Source organism: Riemerella anatipestifer (assembly GCF_009670965.2).
GTDB lineage: Bacteria > Bacteroidota > Bacteroidia > Flavobacteriales > Weeksellaceae > Riemerella > Riemerella anatipestifer_B.
Genome location: NZ_CP073239.1, coordinates 408,383 through 427,273 on the forward strand (window position 1 = coordinate 408,383; position 18,891 = coordinate 427,273).

Consider the following 18,891-nt stretch of genomic DNA (forward strand, 5'->3'; position numbering starts at 1 on the left):
GTCCCGAATAAATGACAATTATTATCATGTCCGAAACAATACACACCATCACATAAATCCTTTATCAAAATAAAGGAAACAATGATAGCATAAAAATAAAATGGTTAAACAGCTAACAAAATAGGAGGGCGAAACGATTGGTCAAAAACATCTCCTAAAACAAAGAAGTCTTTGGATATAATCTTGCGTTCAGAATTTTCGTAGAAAACCTCATCAAAGGTAGGCAACCCATTATCCAAAAGCACAAAAACAACTGTTTCATATAAAGATAGACCTACCAAAACATCGTCTTGTTGATTATCTTTAAGTTCTTTTTCTAAGTAACATTTACCATGACAATTCATCTGAGGCTTATCTTTATTAATACAATAATTTGCCTCTATAAAACTTTGGTTGAGCTTAAAATGAACCACAATCATACTCTGCTGGAAAGAAACCAGCATTATAATCGCTAACATTATATAAGCTAAAACCTTTTTCACGAGTACAAAACTAATATTTTTTACAACACCAATTGCCAATATGGATAAAAATCATAGTACGGTTATTTTCCTTATTTTTGTCGTTCGTTAAATTGTTAATCATTTAAAAATTAGACATTGTGCTTTCAGTTCAGAGTTTAGGATTGCATCATTCGGGAAATTATCTGTTCCGTGATGTTAATTTCACTATAAAAAAAGAAGATAAAATAGGTTTAGTTGGGAAAAATGGAGCTGGTAAATCTACACTCCTCAAAATGCTTTCGGGCGAAATAAGTTTCTACGAAGGCGAAGTAATCCCAGAAGGTAACATCAGCATAGGTTTCTTAAAGCAAGATTTAGATTTTGTAAAAGGTAGAACCGTTTGGGACGAAACGATGCAAGCCTTTGAACAAATCAACGCGATGAAAGCAGAGCTAGACGAAGTTAATCATCAACTAGCCACTAGAACCGACTACGAAAGCGATGCCTACCATCAGCTCATTCATCGTATGACGGAGCTTAACGACTTGCTTCATCATCACGATGCTTACAACCTAGAGGGCGATATGGAGAAAATACTTTTGGGACTAGGCTTTAAAGCGGACGACTTCCAAAAGATAACCGATGAGTTTTCTGGCGGTTGGCGTATGAGGATAGAACTCGCCAAACTACTCCTCCAAAAGAACGACCTTATGCTACTGGACGAGCCTACCAACCACTTGGATATGGAATCCATCATTTGGTTAGAAAACTTCCTGAAAGATTATCCTGGGGCTATTGTACTGGTAAGCCACGACAAACAATTTATGACTTCGGTGTGCAACCGAACTTTTGACATCAATAATAAAAAAGTAGATGACTACAAAGCCAACTATACCAAATACCTAGAGCTCCGCAAGGAACGAAGAGAAAAGCTAGAACAAGCTAAAAAGAACCAAGATGCTGAAATCAAGCAAATGGAAGACAACATCAACCGATTTCGTGCTAGTGCCACCAAGGCCTCTTTCGCTCAATCCTTGATTAAAAAACTAGAAAAAATAGAACGCATAGAAATAGATAACGAAGATGTTTCTAAGTTCAACATTAGGTTTGTGCAGAGTATCGTTCCTGGGAAAGTAATCTTTGAAGCTGAGAATTTAGGAAAAGCCTACGGTACAAAACAGGTTTTTGACGGTGTGGACTTTTTCGTCCAAAGAGGCGAAAAAATAGCCTTACTCGGACAAAATGGTCAAGGTAAAACTACCCTTGCCAAAATACTCGCAGGAGAAATTAAAGATTATTCAGGAAGTTGGAATTTAGGACACAATGTGAACATCGGCTACTTTGCCCAAAATCAAGAGGAGGTACTCACTCCAAATAAAACCGTACTAGAAGAAGCCGAAGATGCTGCCACCGAAGAAACCAGACCTAGAGTAAGAGACCTTTTGGGGAGTTTTCTCTTCCAAGGCGATGCCGTAAACAAGAAAACCAAAGTACTTTCTGGAGGCGAAAGAAATAGATTGGCATTATGCAAGTTATTGTTGCGTCCGTTCAATACTTTGATTATGGACGAACCGACTAACCACTTAGACATACAGTCCAAGGAAATTATAAAACTCGCTTTACAGAATTTTGAAGGCACACTTATCGTTATTTCTCACGACAGGGAATTCTTACAAGGGCTTTGCGATAAGATTTTTGAGTTTAGAGATGGTAAAATGAAGGAGTTTTTAGGTAACATAGACGAATACCTAGAATACCGACAAAAAGAAAGCATTAGAGAAATATCCGTAGAGAAATCCAAGCTAGAGGAAAAAGCCAAAACACCTCCTCCAAAAGCGGAGCCTGTAGCGGTAGAGAAACCTCAGTTTATCTCTAAAGAGCAAAAAAATCTACAAAACAAAATAAAGAAGCTAGAGGAGAAAATAGCCGACTACGAAACTGAAATAGCAACTCTAGAGGATATATTTGCAAAGACTAATCCTACGGAACAGGAACTAGAAAAATACCAAACCTTACAAAAGGAACTAGAAGCTATTATGTCTGAATGGGAAAGTCTATCGGAGCAATTGGATTTATTTTAAAATAAAAAAGGCTCTATCTTACTCCAAAAATTGATGCCTATAAAATCTAAACAAGACTTATAGGCATTATTTTTTAGAGGAACTCCCATCAACCACTTAAAACAATACTAAATTATCACCACTCCGCTCTCCGACCTAAAGAAACAGAGACATTAGGTTTGGAACAAGGCTAAAAGGACAGATATATACATCTATCTTCCTTCTTTTGTCTTGAAACAAAAGAACCAAAAATTCAAGGTTCTGGTGGCTATGCCTAAAAAATACTCACAAAGGCTAAAAGTTTTAAAACTCGCACCGCCTCGTTACCCAACGCCTGCTCAAACAGTAAAACTTTTTTAACGCCTTTGCTCCTATTTTTTTAACAGCTACCCACCAAAGACCGTTTAAAATAGTTTTAAATTATAACTACTTAGCTATTATCAACAGTCTGCTGAGCAAAGGTAAGTTTAGGGAATGACCCCGTAGCGGTATTGGGAGCGATAGCTTCCAAATAGCAGGGGGCAGTCCCGTACCGTAGGTAAACCTAACCTTTGCTCTTGAATTTTTCGTTCTTTTGTTTCAAGACAAAAGGACATAAGTATATACTTTATTCCTTCTTTTCCTTGATGAAAAGAATCAAAAATTCAAGACTGTACCCCCCTTTGGCTAAACCTCGTTACTAAAGGCTAAAATCCCCAAAACTCGCTCCAGTGCTTCTGCCCACACCAATGCTCAAACAGTGGGTATTTTTTAACGCCTTTACTAACGAGGTTTTTAACGCCGTCGGGATTAGAGGTCATTCTATAATGTTATACAATAGTCGTCCTATTCTTAAAAGGCATTAGATTTATTTCAAGGCAAAAGAACAGCCTATAAATTCTATGCCTATAAAAATTATTTTTATGCTTATTAAAAAAAATCCGATGCCTATAAGTTTTTGATTTTATAAGCATCGGTTTTTTAAAGGGAGCTTAGGAGTTATTCTAAACCTTCTCGTAAGTGAGTGTCGCTAGGGTATCTTTTATTCCTTTGGCAGGAGTGAAAATCACTTTAGCTTGTTTAATAGCATTAGCAGTTACTTCTTTCTCAGTAGCTTTGCCCTCACTACTAAAACTCACTCGCAGACTGCCCAACTCTCCCAAACGAACAATCTGCCCATTAGCTAAGGACGATTGCATCACATCTACCAAAGCGTAGAGTACCGCTCTGATGTCTGCTCCGCTTACCGTAGAGATTTTCTCTATGTCTCTGGTAAGGTCGGTTAGGGTTTTCTCTCCGCTCATATTAGGAGAAGCATACCATTTTTTGTCGCCGCCACCGCTTACGCCGGGTTGACCTCTTTCTATTGCTTTAAATTTTACTGGCATAATTTCTACTTTTTAATGATTTACAGTAATTGATTTTGATGATAAAAATTCCTCACAATACCGATAGGCATCATAAGGAATCATTAAACTATTTTACTAATAAGGCTTCTAACTTCTGTAAACGAGCTTCTAATTCTGCTATTTTAGCGTCTTTAGCTTTTAACTCTTCTTTTTGAGATTTTAAAGCCTTGTCCTGCTCTATGCTATGCAGATAAAGTTCTTCTATCTTCTCTACATTAGTGAACTGAGTTGCCATAAGGTCTACATAACCTTGTTTTTTGATTTCTGCTGCAGACTGATACCCTGGTAAATGCCCGTTAGCTTTTACAAAATCTTCTACTTGGCTAAGGGTTTTAAAGCTATAATCTGCTTTTAAGCTAGAAGTACCTGTGTAATACTTTTGGAACACATAGTCTGGGAAGATGGCCGCACCGTTAGTTCCCACAAAAGAGGTTGCCTTTACTTTACCTGCTACTTCTAGTTTTTCGGTTGGAGTTGTTGTACCTATACCTAAAGAGCCTGCAAAATGATTAACTTTATCACCCCCCAATATATAAACACCATATTTATTGGTTATTCCTGGTACATTTTCATTTGCTTCTGCATAATAATCATAAGCATCTCCTATGGTTCCTGAAAAACCAGTAGCTAAACCTTGATATCCAGTGTAATAACCATACATCTTACCTATTGAACTAGTAACATTAAACCCTGTTCTTCTTGTAATTCTAGCTCTACTAGCAAAGACATTATCTATAGCCCCTGTTCCATTCAAACGAACTCTATTATGACAAGCCATTACATCACCTACAGGTTTATCTGTATTTACAGCAGCATCTAATTCAGCTCCCATTACCACATTAGCACTAGCATTAAGTCCATTTATAGCGGCCGAAAAATACCCTGCCGTAATGAGTCCAAGTTTTGTATTACCAAAATGCTGTGAATTACCAAAAAAACCCACGAATTCCTTATCTTGAAATATATCATTCTCTGCAATAATATTCAACTTTGTTTCAGCCCAATACTTCTTAATTCCAGCATAATCCTTATCGACATAATATACATCATAGCTTTTCGTCATTCTATTTATATTTTCGTTAACATTTGAAACATCCGAGCTTCTTATAAATGATTTCATAAAACCATTTTGATTTGTCATATCATAAGTTACGTAATTTCTAAGTACATTAGTGACATCTGGAAAAAGAGGTGCTGTTCTCAGCAAATCATATCCCCCATTAGCTTTATATTTAGTAGTATAATTACTTACAGGATATGCTAATTTTGCATCTACATCATCTTTTACCCAAATCGCATCAGTATTACCAGAAGTACTTCCTGCACTCTTTACCCATTTTGCTCCATTCCAAAAATAGTAACCTTTTTCTGTAATATCTGCTACAGCTGCAGTTGCCGCACTCGTCATGGTTAAATCATTAACATACACCAAGGTAGATTCTTGTGGTGGTGTAGTGTTTGCTCCCATTAATAGAGCTTTCTCTTTGTTTACTCTTGGAATCAACAAACCTTCTACTTTTTCACTGGTATTGTCTGTTTTGCCTTTAATATCCAAAGTAGCGTTGGGCTTATCGATGTTAATTCCCACTTTCCCATCATACTGTCCATAAGCTACTAGTCCTAAACCTAGAAAGGCTAATACACTTAATTTCGTCGTTTTTGTTTTCATAAAGTTTAATTTTAAAATTGTTGATATTTAAAGTTTATAAATGTTAGATATTGGATATTGGATATTCGATTTTAGATGTTGGATTTTAGACTTAAGGGTTGAGGTGATACTAGGTTCTAATATCTTACCTCTAAGCTCTGATATAAAAAAACGCCTTCCCCCTCTAAACACACACAAAACGAGAGGAAAGGCTAATACAGAAAGAGCAAAATACTCTCTCTGAACACCAAAAGCACCTAACAAGAACGACCATGTTATTAGACAAAACAATGGTGCTTTTAGTAAGTATTGATGAAAGCTAAAATTAGAATAGGATAAACGCCAAAAGCCCCCAACAAAAGTTAGTGGAACTCTATTTATAATTAACAATAAAAGTTGAAATAATTTTCTAGATAATACGACGCATACGCAGGTAATTACTGTGTGTGTGTGTGTGTGTGTGTGTGTGTGTTTACACAATTATTTGGAAGTACCAAATTTTTGTGTAAGTTTTTTTCACTTTTTTGTATGTCACTGATAGTGTATCGCATAAATATGAAGCAAACTTATAACCTTTTAAGCAAGTATGCAAGTTTTAGCATAAGATTTTATCTCTATCTACCTCTAAATTAAAAGCACAAAAAAGACTACCCCCATAAAAGGAGGTAGTTTTTTTATTGTACTGTTTATTTGTAGAAAAAGTAATCCTTACATATAATTCTCTATAGGTGCACAAGTACACACTAAGTTTCTGTCTCCATAAGCCTCATCTACTCTAGATACAGATGCAAAGAATTTATGCTCTCGTACCCAATCTAAAGGATAAGCCGCCTTCTCTCTAGAGTAAGGTTTGTCCCAAGAGTCAGAAAGTACCACTTGCTCTGTGTGTGGTGCATTTTTAAGCACATTATTTTGAGCATCAGCTTGTCCGTTAGCAATTTCTTCTATCTCTTTCTTAATAGAAATAAGAGCTTCTGCAAAACGGTCTAGTTCAGCCTTACTTTCAGATTCGGTTGGCTCTATCATCAGCGTACCTGCCACAGGGAAACTCACTGTAGGTGCGTGGAAACCGTAGTCCATCAATCGTTTAGCAACATCGGCTACCTCTATACCCAATGTCTTAAATTGTCGGAAGTCCACAATACACTCATGTGCTACTCTGCCTTGAGCATTAGTATAAAGAATTGGGAAATGCTCCTTTAGAACATCTTTTAAATAGTTGGCATTAAGTATGGCGTGTTCCGTAGCCTTTTTAAGACCTTGAGCTCCCAACATCTTGATATAAGCATACGAGATATTAAGTACTAATGACGACCCATAAGGTGCAGAAGAAATTGCCTGAATTGCCTGTGAACCACCTACCCCAATATTAGGATTAGACGGTAAAAACGGAACTAAATGTTCTGCCACACAGATAGGTCCTACCCCTGGACCACCTCCACCGTGAGGGATTGCAAATGTTTTATGAAGGTTAAGGTGGCACACATCTGCCCCAATAAGCCCTGGGCTTGTAAAGCCTACTTGAGCGTTCATATTTGCCCCGTCCATATAAACTTGTCCGCCGTATTGGTGTACTAAACTGGTAATTTGTCTGATATTAGCATCAAAGAAACCATAAGTAGAAGGATAGGTAATCATTACCGCAGAAAGGTTTTCGCTGTGTTCTTCTGCCTTAGCTTTAAAGTCTTCAAAATCTATTTCTCCGTTTTCTAGGTTTTTCACTACAATCACTTTCATACCTGCCATTACTGCCGATGCTGGGTTGGTACCGTGAGCAGACTGAGGAATTAACACTATATTTCTATGCCCCTCTCCTCTAGATTTATGATATTCACGAATGACCATAAGCCCCGCATACTCACCTTGAGCTCCAGAGTTAGGCTGTAAAGAAGTTCCTGCAAAACCTGTAATTTCGGCTAAATCTTTTTCTAATTCTTTAATCAATAACTGATAACCACCTGCTTGTTCCGTAGGTACAAATGGATGAACACTACCCCACTCTGCCCAAGATAATGGCAACATTTCAGTAGCAGCATTCAGTTTCATTGTACAAGACCCTAGCGAAATCATAGAGTGAGTTAGAGATAAATCCTTCCTCTCTAATCTCTTGATATAACGCATCAACTCTGTTTCTGTATGGTACTTATTGAAGACTTCATCTTTCAATATTTCGTCTGTTCTTAATAAGTCTTTAGGTAAAGTACACGCTTCTTTTATATTGATTTTGAAACTTTGCTTCGCTTTAAAGTTTGCAAAAGCATCTAATAATTTTTGTAACTTATCTTCAGTACAAGCCTCATTGAGTGCAATACTTACGATGCCTTCGGTAAAGTAATTCAGATTGATACTCTGACCTCTCATTAGCATCATTAAGTTGAGTTTTTCTTCCTCTGACAATGCTATTTTAACAGTATCAAAACTTGCTTCTTCTACTACTTGGTAACCTAACATTTTTAAAGACTCCGCAAGTGCATTAGCTTTATAATGAATTTGGTCTGCAATAAACTCTAGACCTTTAGGTCCGTGATACACACAGTACATTCCTGCCATTACCGCCAAAAGAACCTGTGCTGTACAGATGTTAGAAGTCGCTTTTTCTCTTTTGATATGTTGTTCTCTGGTTTGTAATGCCATTCTTAACGCTCTCTTACCATACATATCTTGAGAAACGCCTATAATTCTACCAGGTATATTTCTCTTGTAAGATTCTTGACAAGCAAAAAATGCTGCGTGTGGACCACCATATCCCATAGGAATACCAAATCTTTGTGTAGTACCAACCGCACAATCCGCGCCCATAGAGGCAGGAGATTTCAGCTTAACCAATGCCATTGGGTCACAAGCCACCGCTACTTGTAGATTGTTTTCTTTATACTTAGCTATAGACTCTGTATAGTCTAATACGACTCCGTTTTTACCTGGATACTGAAGTAGCACACCAAAAAAGCCTTCGCTTAGATTTTCTTTCTCATGGCAACCTACTACGATTTCTATCCCTAGTCCGTCTGCTTTAGTTTGAAGTACAGCTACCGTCTGCGGTAATACTAACTCTGACACAAAAAAACGATTACCTTCTGCTTTTTTCTGCTCTCTAGTTCGGTTTTCAAAGAACATATGCATAGCCTCTGCCGCTGCTGTACCTTCATCTAATAAAGAAGCATTAGCTAAAGGAAAGCCCGTTAATGAAGACACCACTGTTTGGAAATTAAGTAGTGCTTCTAGCCTACCTTGTGCTATCTCTGCCTGATATGGCGTATAAGCCGTGTACCAACTAGGATTTTCTAAAATATTTCTCTGAATTACCGACGGCAATATAACATTGTGATAACCAAACCCAATGTAATTATCAAAAAGATAATTCTTAGAGGCTAACTCCTTAGAATGAGAAAGCATTTCGTACTCCGATAAGGGTTCTGAAATGCTTAAATCTTTGTCCGCTCTAATATCTGCTGGTATGGTTTGAGAAATGAGTTCCTCTATTGAAGATACTCCTATCTTAGAAAGCATCGCCTGTGTGTCTTGCTCGTTAAGACTAATGTGACGATTAACAAAGGCTTGTGTATTCATAAATTTTCTATTGTTTTTTTATTAGATTACAGAGCGTAAATTTATTACTTTTTGGTTTTCTATACAAAGATTTTGTGTGCTTATATACCAATATTTTGTATTTGCACCGTGCTAATAGCCCTATTTACTGAATTTTAAAAATCCCTCCACAAAAACACTTGACAAAAAAATCACAAGAACCAAAAATCCTTGCGATTTTAATAAATTAAATATTTAGGCTAACCCTTTCTAAATTATTTATCAGGATACGCTACTTTAAAATCCAAGTGAATAGGATTTTGTTTTCTCAATCTATTTTTAATCACTTCTTCACTTACTTTTAAATTATCCTTGGTCAATAGAGTACCATCTTCTAATCGAATAGGTTGATTCCTATTTATCAAGCCTTTGGTAATACTACCAAAAGGGTCATTGTAATTTTGGAGGAGCATTTTCTTAAATTTATCAATAGAAATAGTTACAGAATTGGTTTCTAATGTGGTTAAGAAATCAATGGTCTGAGTAGCAGGGAAATTTTGAACACCAATTAATTCAAAATGAAAATGATTCTGCGTATCCTTCAGACTCACTATCAATCCTGGTAAACCACTAAAAAGGTACGGTCCTACATAAAGAGGAAAATCCTTATCCCACCAAGCTTCCCATTGTCTTCCTCCGTAGTCTATCGTTGCTTTTTGCAGTGTCCTATTCCCCTCCAGACGAGTTTCTTTTTCCATCTTCCAATCTTTTGATTTTTTTATGTGGATTTTAAAAACATCTACACTCAGTATTTTATATTCTTCTGCATCGTCATTATTGGCAAAATTCACTTTTACAAAATCCGTCATTTTGAAGTCTGAAAATCCAAACTCTCCTGTCTTTTTAAAAATAGAATCATTTACAAAGTAATTTCTATTGTAATAAATCCCAGTTTTCTTATGGGTATCTACATCAAGATAGTAAATTTCATCAACCCGTTCAGAATCAACACCTGATGACACCCTGTACACCAATCTCGTGGTTTGAGCATGAATAAAAATACTGGTAAAAAAGATAAAAAAATATAAATATTTCATGATAATCAATTAAAAGGCTATTATAAACAATTTTTTTATGATTTAAGATTCGAATTAGAACTCTTCCATTAGGTTTTACTTAACTGCTTTTTTGAAAACTTTGTTAAATTCTTCATAATTGTAAAAACATTTAATTATGTGACTCTTAGCTTCTCAAATATAGAAATAATTTCTAATTGAACAAGATTTTTTTCATAACATTATAAACACACTATGTAATACAAATAAAATATCATTAAAAATTCCCATATAATAATTAGACAAATATAAGTTCTATTTTTAGGCTAATCTCTCACTAAACTATTTATCAATATACGCTACTTTAAAATCTGAGTAAATATCTCCAAGAGCTTCTCCACTGGCTTTTAAATTATCCTTGATCGGTTTTAATCAAATAAACTGACATCTATTCATCAAGCCTTTGGTAATATCCAAAAGGGTCATGATAATTTTGAATAAACATTATTATGTACAAATTATTTTTTATTCATAATCTATTTTATGATTAGACTCTATTGGGATAGTATTACGAATGGATTTTCTAATTCCTTCTATTTTTTCTCTAAAATTTATTTTTTTCATTCCACCATTACCATCATCTTCCATTGCTTTAGCACCAATTAGTCTTACATAAGAGAAAGGGTCTGTATAATAATCTTTTCTTATTTTATTTAGTTCTTCCCAGCTTACTTCTTTACCAGTATTGGGAAGATATAAGTTTTCTTTTCTATTATTTTTAATGCTGACTAAACTAAAATCAAAAATCCCCTCACTATCATTAATCTGTACAATTAACCCTGGTAAACCATTAAACACATAAGGTCCTTCTGAAAGAGACACATCTCTAGTAAACCAACCTACCCAATGTCTGCCTCCGTAGTCTGTTTCTATTTTTTGACAATTAAAGGTCCCAATTTTTTGAGTATCTGGAAGAATAGTCCAATTGACAGCATCTGAAATCTTAACAAAAACTTTATCTCTCGTAATAGGGGAAACTACTACTTTTTTAATTTCTCTATCAGCTAATTTTTTATGAATGTAAACTTGTTCATCAATATTTGTACTATAACCATAGCCATATCCAGTCGTGGTCAATAAAGAATCGGATATTCTCTGATGACTAGAGCGAAATACAGACTCATGCTTTAAAACATCTAAATAATAGATTTTAGTTTTTGTAAAGTCCTTGTTGTCTTTGAACTTAAACTCGTATAAAATACTTAAGTTCTGCCCATAAATAAAAGGAACAAAACAAATTAAAAGATAGATTTTTAAAATTAACCTTATTTTCTTCATATAAAAAATATATACATTTCCTAAGAGAATAATATAACGATATAAACAGCTTCAATGCAAACCACTCACAAACTGCAATAAACCACCACAGGATAGACCATATTACTCACAAACTGACATACACATGTCTTCATAGCTCCCACCATTCACTTTTTTCAATTATTCTTTTCCTAGTGTTAAAATTAATTGTTATATGTAATACTCACAACCGAAATTAATTAAGTAAGTATTGTTGTACATTTAGCACAAATTAATTTTTAATTTATTCAAACTTCACTTGAATACAAAAAAAGGCGAGCAAAGTGCTACTATTATGGTGCAACACTTAAGATTTGTCCTGAAATAGCCCCGATAGAAGCGGATACCCCACAGCGAAGAGGCGGAGCGAAGCGGAGCCTCTGAGCGAGGAGTATGAGCGGATAGCGGGAAATAGCTCCTAAATAAAATCTGATAAATATCAGCTAATTGATGAGTTTATTTTTATTTGTATTTAATCTAAATTATGTTATATTTGCAACATGAATACAGCAGTAATTCCTTTTAAAGTACCTGTGCTTACGCCTGCGTTTTCGGCTGAACAAGAGATGTTTTGCAGCAAAAAGAAATGTTGTAAAAAGTTTAAAAAGGGTAAAAGGTGCAAAAAATGCCCTGGCAGATTGAAAATGGCTTAACGAAAAAGCCAAAATAAAAGTAGTATCGCCAACAACAGAGCTAGGATATACGGAAGTTTACTAGGTCGGTTGGCAGTGTTTGATTGCTGTTTTGTATTGGTAAAATGAGTTTCAGAGAGAGGTGTTTCCACTTCCTGTATTTCTTTTATAGTGATACCTTTGGCAACGGTTTTTTGCAATAGTGTATTGGTAGCGTTCAGTAAAATTTTACACTCTCCGTTGGTATCAAACTGTGTGATTTTCACCTTTTTTTCTCCATAGTTTTTTACTAGACCAAAAGGGATTATTTTTATTACATCGGCATTTTGTGTCTGCCAATTTAGGATAATTTCTTCGCCTTTTTTCACTCTGAGTTTATTTGCGTGGAAGGTTTTGATATAAGGTGGTTGGTCGGATTTTATGTTTTGTTGTATTTGTGCTAATTTTTGGTCGTATAAACTTCTACTATTTGCGTTGATAAGCACCTCGTAAGCCTCCTGAACTTCTCTGAAACGCTCCACAAAAAATGAATCGTTTTCGTTTTTATCAGGGTGATATTTAAGTGATAACTTTCGGTAAGCCTTCTTGATGTCTTCCGATGTAGCCTCTTCCGAAATTCCTAAAAAGTAATAGTAATTCTTCACCTTAAACCAATTCCAAAATTTGTTTTAGTTCTAAAATATGAGTACCTGCTTTGTACCTTTCCACCGACTTAACCATTGCTTTACTTAAATCTTCCACTGATATAGGTTGATATTTTTTCAGCAATCCTATTTTATTAAAAGTATTTAATATAGGTAGTGAAATACGCTCTCCTAATCTCTTTGTTTCAGGGCGTATAAGTAAACTTGGTCTTAAAATAATGAGGCTAGGGAAATTAAGTTCTGCAATTGCCTCCTCTAGTTTACCCTTCATTTTAGAATAGAAAATTGGCGACTTTTTATCTGCTCCCATAGAAGAAATTAAAACCAATGTAGAAACACCGTTTTCTTTAGCTATTTTAGCAAAAGTGTATTGGTAATCATAATCCACACGCCACTGAGCGTCTTGACTCCCAGCGTCTTTAAGCGTAGTTCCTAAACAAGAAAATGCAACATCTCCGCTGATAATAGCCGAACTTTGCTCTAAATGATTGAAATCTACTTTACAAATTTCCACTTTTGGCAACAACGAAGTACCCTCTCTCCTAGATAATGCCACCACCGACTGATACGACAAATCATTAGAAAGTGTATTTAATAGAGCCTTACCCGTAGCTCCCGTCCCACCAATAACTACTGCTTTTTTCATCTCGCTAAAATACAAAAAGGGAGAGCCAGTGCAGACTCTCCCTTCAAAAATAATTTATTTTAAGCTTGCTAGAGCGGCTTCGTAGTTAGGCTCGTTAGTAATTTCGGATACTTGTTCTGTGTAAATCACTTTATCATTTTCATCAGTGATAACAACCGCTCTACTCAACAATCCTTTGAGCGGTGAGTCTGCTAAAGTAACGCCAAATTCTTCCCCAAAATTACTTCTAAAATCAGATAGTGTTTCTACATTATTTAAACCTTCTGCAGCACAAAAACGCCCTAATGCAAATGGTAAATCTCTAGATATGTTTATTACTACCGTATTATCTAACTTAGACGCTTCTTCATTAAATTTTCTCGCTGAAGCCGCACATACTCCCGTGTCTATACTTGGGAAAATGTTAAGTACTTTTCTTTTTCCTGAGAAGTCATTTTTAGTTTTTTCGCTTAAATCTGAAGCTACTAGATTAAAGTCTTTTATTGTTTCTCCTAGTTTAGGAAGTTCTCCTACACTACTAATTTCATTACCTTTTAATGTTAGTTTTGCCATTTTAAATGTTTTAATATTTATCAAAAATAAATATAAATTTCTTACAAACCTATTGTTAGCTTTACTATCCTAATAAACACCAATAAAAAAGCATAAACTCCGAAAAGTTTATGCTCTCTATATCAACTGATTGATTCTTATTTTATTTCCTAATAAAGTCCAAATTGCATAGCAAATAAATCTGGATACACTCCCATCGCTACCAATAACAATACAAGCACCACCGCCATAATGTTATAAGTAATACTTACCTTTTCACTAGTTTTAAATGAACTTTCTTGATAAAAGAACATCGCTATAATCAATCTTAAATAATAAGCGATACTCAAGGCAGAACCCAAGATAGCTACAACTACCAGTACAGTAGCGTTACCTGAAATAGCTTGACTAAAAACATTAAACTTACCTATAAACCCTGCCGTAAGCGGAATACCAGCCATTGATAACAGAGATACAGAAGCTACAACAGCTAATAAAGGTTCTGTCTTTGCCAAACCATTAAATGCCTCGAAAGAAGTTTCTCTCTTTATTTTTTCTACCCATATCAAACACATAAATACCCCAACTGTTGCTAAAGAATAAGCAAATAGATAGAACGCTAAATTATATACAGAAAGACTATTAAATCCGAAAAATATGAGAGCTATATATCCTGCATGAGAAACACTAGAGTAAGCCAACATTCTCTTAGCATTGGTTTGTGCTAATCCCATAATATTAGACAGAATAAGTGTTAAGATAATAAGCACAGCCACAATGTTAATCCACATAGAAAAACCTCCGATAAATGCTAAAGTCATCACTTTGAAAAACGCATAAAATCCTGCTATCTTAACCACTGATGCCATAAAACCTGTTATAATAGACGGTGCTCCTTGATACACGTCTGGACTCCACATATGGAATGGTGCTAAAGATACTTTAAATGCCATAGCCACCAACATCATTACAATTCCTAATAAAAACATTTTGCTTGTAGCTCCGTGTGCTCCTCCAAAAAGGTGGATAGTAGCTAAATCAAAACTTCCTGTACTACCATAAATTAACGCAATACCGAAAAGCAAAAAGCCCGTAGCAAAAGCACCCATCAAAAAGTATTTCATAGACGCTTCTACAGAACGAAGATTGGTTTTAGCACTTCCTGCCATAACATAAAGCGGTATAGACAGTATCTCTATCCCTAAAAATAGAGTAACCATATTTTGGAATCCAAACAAAATAATACCTCCACAAAGAGAAAATAGCATTAAAGCATAAAGCTCCGACTGGTGACTTCTATGATTACTAAATGCAAAACCTGCAATAAAAAATAATAAAAGAGTTACCACCAAAGATATTTTGGTAAATAATGCTGTATTAGCACTATAGCTAAACATTGCATTGTATTTTTCAAAAAAAGTACAATCAGGAAGGAAACTAACATATAACGCAATTCCCAAACCAAGAATTCCTACATACCTAGCATATTTACCCTGATTAAAAACACCCGTAAACAAAGCAATAACTGCTGTGATAAATATAGTAATTAAAACACTCATCTTTTTAAAATATCATTTTGTTAACTTATCACAGATAAGTAAATAAACTTTAACGAACTTTGCACCATCTCTATAATGAGGTTAGGATATACTCCCAATACTATTACAAAAACAGATAACCCTGCCAATACCGAAAATTCTACCGCCGAAAGGTCTTTAACTTGTGATAAAACAGTTTCATCTCCTTCCCCAAACATTGCTTTACCATAAAGTCTTAGCATATATACTGCTGCTAAGATTACTGTTAATCCAGAAACTATTACTGCTAATGTATTGTAGCTAAATACGGCTTTTAGTAACATAAATTCTCCGATAAATCCATTAGTCAACGGAACTGCCATAGAACCTAATAAAATAATCATAAACAGAACTGCAAACTTAGGTGCTACTCTAGCTAATCCACCCATCTGACGAAGGTCTCTTGTACCAAATCTTTTGATGAGAATATCAGCACAGTAGAATAATCCTACTACATTGATACCGTGTGCAAAAGTTTGTACCATAGCACCCTCAGCACCTTCGTAAGTAAATGTCCCATTAAGTGTAACAATAGCAGAAGCAAAAATTCCTGCTACCATAAGCCCCACATGCGATAGAGATGAATAAGCGATAATTCTTTTAACATCATTATTTACAATAGCTATTAAAGCTCCATAAATAATCCCAACTATTGCCATTACCATTATTATCTTACCAGAAAGACCTAATACAGCCTCTGGAGCTATTGGTAACAAATATCTTAATACTCCATAGACTGCCATTTTAAGCATAATCCCTGACAGAAGCATAGAGCCTTGCGTTGGTGCATAAGTATATGTATCTGGCTGCCAAGTATGGAAGGGAAACAACGGCAGCTTAACTGCAAATGCCATCATAATTAACCAGAAAACAAAGGTCTGTTGTTCAGTGTTTAAAGCTGCGTTATACAAATCTATCAAAGCAAAAGAGTCTGAATGATTGTATAAATAAACTAAACCTACCAACATGAATAAAGAACCGAAGAAAGTATAAACAAAGAACTTAGTAGTTGTTTTAATTCTTTGGTCTTCTTGCCCCCAAATTCCGCATATAAACCATATCGGAATAAGGGTAACTTCCCAAAATATATAGAATAATAGACCATCTAACGCAGTGAAAACGCCTAAAAGACCAAACTGCATCAATAAGATAAGTCCATAAAAAGTATTTCTATAAGATGTCTGTTGATTAAACGAAGACAGAATGATAAAAGGCACTAAAATATTGGTAAGCAATATCATTAGCATTCCCATACCATCTACACCGAAACTTAAGCTACTTCTTATCAAATAACTCCAATCGTATTGTATTTGGTACTGCATTTCGCCATCTACAGAATCTGCGTAGTTGAAATTAAACAACATCACAAATGCCAGCAACAACTGAGCTAAAGCTATACCAAATGCCAAATACCTACTCTGAGAGCTCTTCCAAGCAAAAACCAATCCTGAACCTACAAGAGGTAATAGTAATAATGATAATAACATCTATTATAGAACTAAAAAGTTAATAATTAAAATAATACCTATCGCCAAAGACATAATTAAAATGTAGTTTTCTACATTTCCATTCTGAACTTTTTTGAATGCTCTACCTGAACCTACCGAACCTAAACCTACAAGTGTTACTAAACGGTCTAAAATTCCTTTATCAAACATAGAAGCCAATTTACCCAAACCTTCTACTGGTTTTACCACAGCAGCATTGTAAATTTCGTCTATATACAATTTTTGAGCAGACAGTTTTTCCCAACCTGTATATTCAGCTTTAGGCTGTTTGTTTTTAGTAACATACAGATATCTAACCACAAACCAAACTACAAAGAACATTAGTACTGTAAGCCCTAGTAAAATCATTTCTACATTAAATGGAACTTCAACCGTTTCCTTTGTGTAAACATAATACAACCCTTCTAACCAATGGTGTAAAGTTTGGTATTCTCCGTGAGCTATAAAATGAGGCAGATTTAAGAAACCTCCCAGCAAAGACAGCACTGATAAAACCATCAATGGTAAAGTCATATTAAGTGGACTTTCGTGGAGATGATGTTTTTGCTCCTCCGTTCCTCTGAAAGAACCGTGAAAAGTAAGGTAATACAATCTAAACATATAAGTAGCCGTCATAGCTGCTATTACGAAAAGAATTACCCAAAATATCGGATTTTTAGCATACGCAGACACCAATATTTCATCTTTAGAAATCATACCTGAAAATAACGGCATTCCCGATATAGCCAATGTACCTATAAGAAAAGTAGCGTGAGTTATAGGAATATACTTTTTAAGTCCTCCCATAAATCTCATATCTTGCTCTCCACTCATCGCGTGGATTACGGAACCCGAACCTAAGAATAGTAATGCCTTGAAGAAAGCGTGTGTCATCAAATGGAACATAGCCGCTGTATAAGCTCCTACTCCCAAAGCTACAAACATAAACCCTAGCTGAGATACTGTAGAGTAAGCCAATACCTTTTTAATGTCGTTTTGTCTTAATGCCATAAACGCTGCTAAAGCTGCTGTAAGCAATGCTATATACAAGATAACATCTAATGTTGTAGGTGCTAAAGAATATAAGAAGTTAGAACGAACTACCAAATAAATCCCCGCTGTAACCATCGTAGCTGCGTGGATAAGGGCAGACACTGGAGTAGGCCCTGCCATGGCATCTGGTAACCATGTAAATAGTGGCAATTGTGCTGATTTACCTACCGCTCCTACAAATAAACTCAATGTGATGAAGATAACCACTGGGCTATCAATAGCAAATTTAGATGAGTTTTGAGCTACACTTAGATAATCTACCGCATTTACTTCGGAAGCTAACATAAAAATACCTATCAACAAGCCTAAATCACCTATACGGTTCATAATGAAAGCCTTTCTAGCCGCCTTACCATACTCTTGATTTTTATACCAAAAACCAATCAATAAATAAGAACAAAGACCAACACCTTCCCAACCGATAAACAGAATCAAATAGTTACTTCCCATTACTAGAAGTAACATAGAGAATATAAACAGGTTAAGATAAGTAAAGAATTTATAGAAGCCCTCATCGTGGCTCATATATCCAATAGAATACAAATGGATTAAAGAACCAATCCCTGTAATGATCATCATCATCATTAAAGAAAGCTGGTCTACCTGAAACCCAAAATTAACCTGCATACCATTAACACGGAACCATTCAAAAGCCTTTACCACTAAAGCTGGGCTATCCGAATTGAACTGTGTAAAGATATAAACCGAAAGTAAAAATGAAACAAATACCACTGCAGTAGCCAAACCGCCTACCACAATTTTAGGTAATCTTTTCCCTAATAATCCGTTGATTAAAAAGCCTAATAAAGGAAAAAGAACAATTGCATAAACTATATTTTCCATATT

The 18,891-nt window shown here is 35.3% G+C and carries 13 protein-coding genes; 1 reads left to right on the top strand and 12 read right to left on the bottom strand.

What is annotated here, in order from left to right:
• Window positions 1-104: 104 nt before the first annotated feature.
• Window positions 105-458: a hypothetical protein gene (locus tag D1J36_RS01905; RefSeq protein WP_154137234.1), complete on the bottom strand. Its 354-nt coding sequence runs from the start codon at window positions 456-458 to the stop codon at window positions 105-107.
• 143 nt (window positions 459-601) lie between these two features.
• On the opposite strand from D1J36_RS01905, the gene D1J36_RS01910 reads away from it, so the two are divergent.
• On the top strand, window positions 602-2,524 hold the full coding sequence (locus D1J36_RS01910; RefSeq protein WP_252339406.1) for an ABC-F family ATP-binding cassette domain-containing protein: 1,923 nt from the start codon (window positions 602-604) through the stop codon (window positions 2,522-2,524).
• A gap of 962 nt (window positions 2,525-3,486) precedes the next feature.
• On the opposite strand, the gene D1J36_RS01915 is transcribed toward D1J36_RS01910, so the two are convergent.
• The 11 genes from D1J36_RS01915 to nuoL all read right to left on the bottom strand — a co-directional run bounded on the left by D1J36_RS01915 (window position 3,487) and on the right by nuoL (window position 18,888).
• Window positions 3,487-3,870 (bottom strand): HU family DNA-binding protein, encoded by a 384-nt coding sequence (locus tag D1J36_RS01915; RefSeq protein ID WP_154137235.1) that lies wholly within the window; start codon window positions 3,868-3,870, stop codon window positions 3,487-3,489.
• A gap of 88 nt (window positions 3,871-3,958) precedes the next feature.
• Window positions 3,959-5,560 carry a hypothetical protein gene (locus tag D1J36_RS01920; RefSeq protein ID WP_154137236.1) on the bottom strand — a complete coding sequence of 534 codons (1,602 nt, stop codon included), beginning with the start codon at window positions 5,558-5,560 and terminating at the stop codon, window positions 3,959-3,961.
• Between the two features lie 687 nt (window positions 5,561-6,247).
• Window positions 6,248-9,106 (bottom strand): aminomethyl-transferring glycine dehydrogenase, encoded by a 2,859-nt coding sequence (gene gcvP / locus D1J36_RS01925; RefSeq protein ID WP_154137237.1) that lies wholly within the window; start codon window positions 9,104-9,106, stop codon window positions 6,248-6,250.
• A gap of 233 nt (window positions 9,107-9,339) precedes the next feature.
• Window positions 9,340-10,161 (bottom strand): GLPGLI family protein, encoded by an 822-nt coding sequence (locus D1J36_RS01930; protein WP_154137238.1) that lies wholly within the window; start codon window positions 10,159-10,161, stop codon window positions 9,340-9,342.
• A 483-nt stretch (window positions 10,162-10,644) separates the two neighbouring features.
• Window positions 10,645-11,457: a GLPGLI family protein gene (locus D1J36_RS01935; protein WP_154137239.1), complete on the bottom strand. Its 813-nt coding sequence runs from the start codon at window positions 11,455-11,457 to the stop codon at window positions 10,645-10,647.
• A 667-nt stretch (window positions 11,458-12,124) separates the two neighbouring features.
• Window positions 12,125-12,751: a J domain-containing protein gene (locus D1J36_RS01940; protein WP_252339407.1), complete on the bottom strand. Its 627-nt coding sequence runs from the start codon at window positions 12,749-12,751 to the stop codon at window positions 12,125-12,127.
• A gap of 1 nt (window position 12,752) precedes the next feature.
• Window positions 12,753-13,397: an NAD(P)H-binding protein gene (locus tag D1J36_RS01945; RefSeq protein ID WP_052911755.1), complete on the bottom strand. Its 645-nt coding sequence runs from the start codon at window positions 13,395-13,397 to the stop codon at window positions 12,753-12,755.
• A 54-nt stretch (window positions 13,398-13,451) separates the two neighbouring features.
• Complete coding sequence (gene tpx / locus D1J36_RS01950; RefSeq protein WP_154137240.1) at window positions 13,452-13,949, bottom strand: thiol peroxidase; 498 nt, start codon at window positions 13,947-13,949, stop codon at window positions 13,452-13,454.
• Between the two features lie 149 nt (window positions 13,950-14,098).
• Window positions 14,099-15,487 carry an NADH-quinone oxidoreductase subunit N gene (locus tag D1J36_RS01955; protein WP_154137241.1) on the bottom strand — a complete coding sequence of 463 codons (1,389 nt, stop codon included), beginning with the start codon at window positions 15,485-15,487 and terminating at the stop codon, window positions 14,099-14,101.
• 20 nt (window positions 15,488-15,507) lie between these two features.
• Entirely contained in the window at window positions 15,508-16,992 is a 1,485-nt protein-coding gene (locus D1J36_RS01960) for a complex I subunit 4 family protein (protein WP_154137242.1), read from the bottom strand.
• Window positions 16,993-16,995: 3 nt separating this feature from the next.
• Window positions 16,996-18,888: an NADH-quinone oxidoreductase subunit L gene (nuoL, locus tag D1J36_RS01965; protein ID WP_154137243.1), complete on the bottom strand. Its 1,893-nt coding sequence runs from the start codon at window positions 18,886-18,888 to the stop codon at window positions 16,996-16,998.
• Window positions 18,889-18,891: the final 3 nt, after the last annotated feature.

Excerpts from the sequence above, each read along its gene's own strand:
- D1J36_RS01960 (WP_154137242.1), bottom strand. The coding sequence starts at position 16,992 with ATGTTATTATCATTATTACTATTACCTCTTGTAGGTTCAGGATTGGTT.
- D1J36_RS01935 (WP_154137239.1), bottom strand. The coding sequence starts at position 11,457 with ATGAAGAAAATAAGGTTAATTTTAAAAATCTATCTTTTAATTTGTTTT.
- D1J36_RS01920 (WP_154137236.1), bottom strand. The coding sequence starts at position 5,560 with ATGAAAACAAAAACGACGAAATTAAGTGTATTAGCCTTTCTAGGTTTA.
- D1J36_RS01945 (WP_052911755.1), bottom strand. The coding sequence starts at position 13,397 with ATGAAAAAAGCAGTAGTTATTGGTGGGACGGGAGCTACGGGTAAGGCT.
- gcvP (WP_154137237.1), bottom strand. The coding sequence starts at position 9,106 with ATGAATACACAAGCCTTTGTTAATCGTCACATTAGTCTTAACGAGCAA.
- nuoL (WP_154137243.1), bottom strand. The coding sequence starts at position 18,888 with ATGGAAAATATAGTTTATGCAATTGTTCTTTTTCCTTTATTAGGCTTT.
- D1J36_RS01930 (WP_154137238.1), bottom strand. The coding sequence starts at position 10,161 with ATGAAATATTTATATTTTTTTATCTTTTTTACCAGTATTTTTATTCAT.
- D1J36_RS01955 (WP_154137241.1), bottom strand. The coding sequence starts at position 15,487 with ATGAGTGTTTTAATTACTATATTTATCACAGCAGTTATTGCTTTGTTT.
- tpx (WP_154137240.1), bottom strand. The coding sequence starts at position 13,949 with ATGGCAAAACTAACATTAAAAGGTAATGAAATTAGTAGTGTAGGAGAA.
- D1J36_RS01915 (WP_154137235.1), bottom strand. The coding sequence starts at position 3,870 with ATGCCAGTAAAATTTAAAGCAATAGAAAGAGGTCAACCCGGCGTAAGC.
- D1J36_RS01905 (WP_154137234.1), bottom strand. The coding sequence starts at position 458 with ATGTTAGCGATTATAATGCTGGTTTCTTTCCAGCAGAGTATGATTGTG.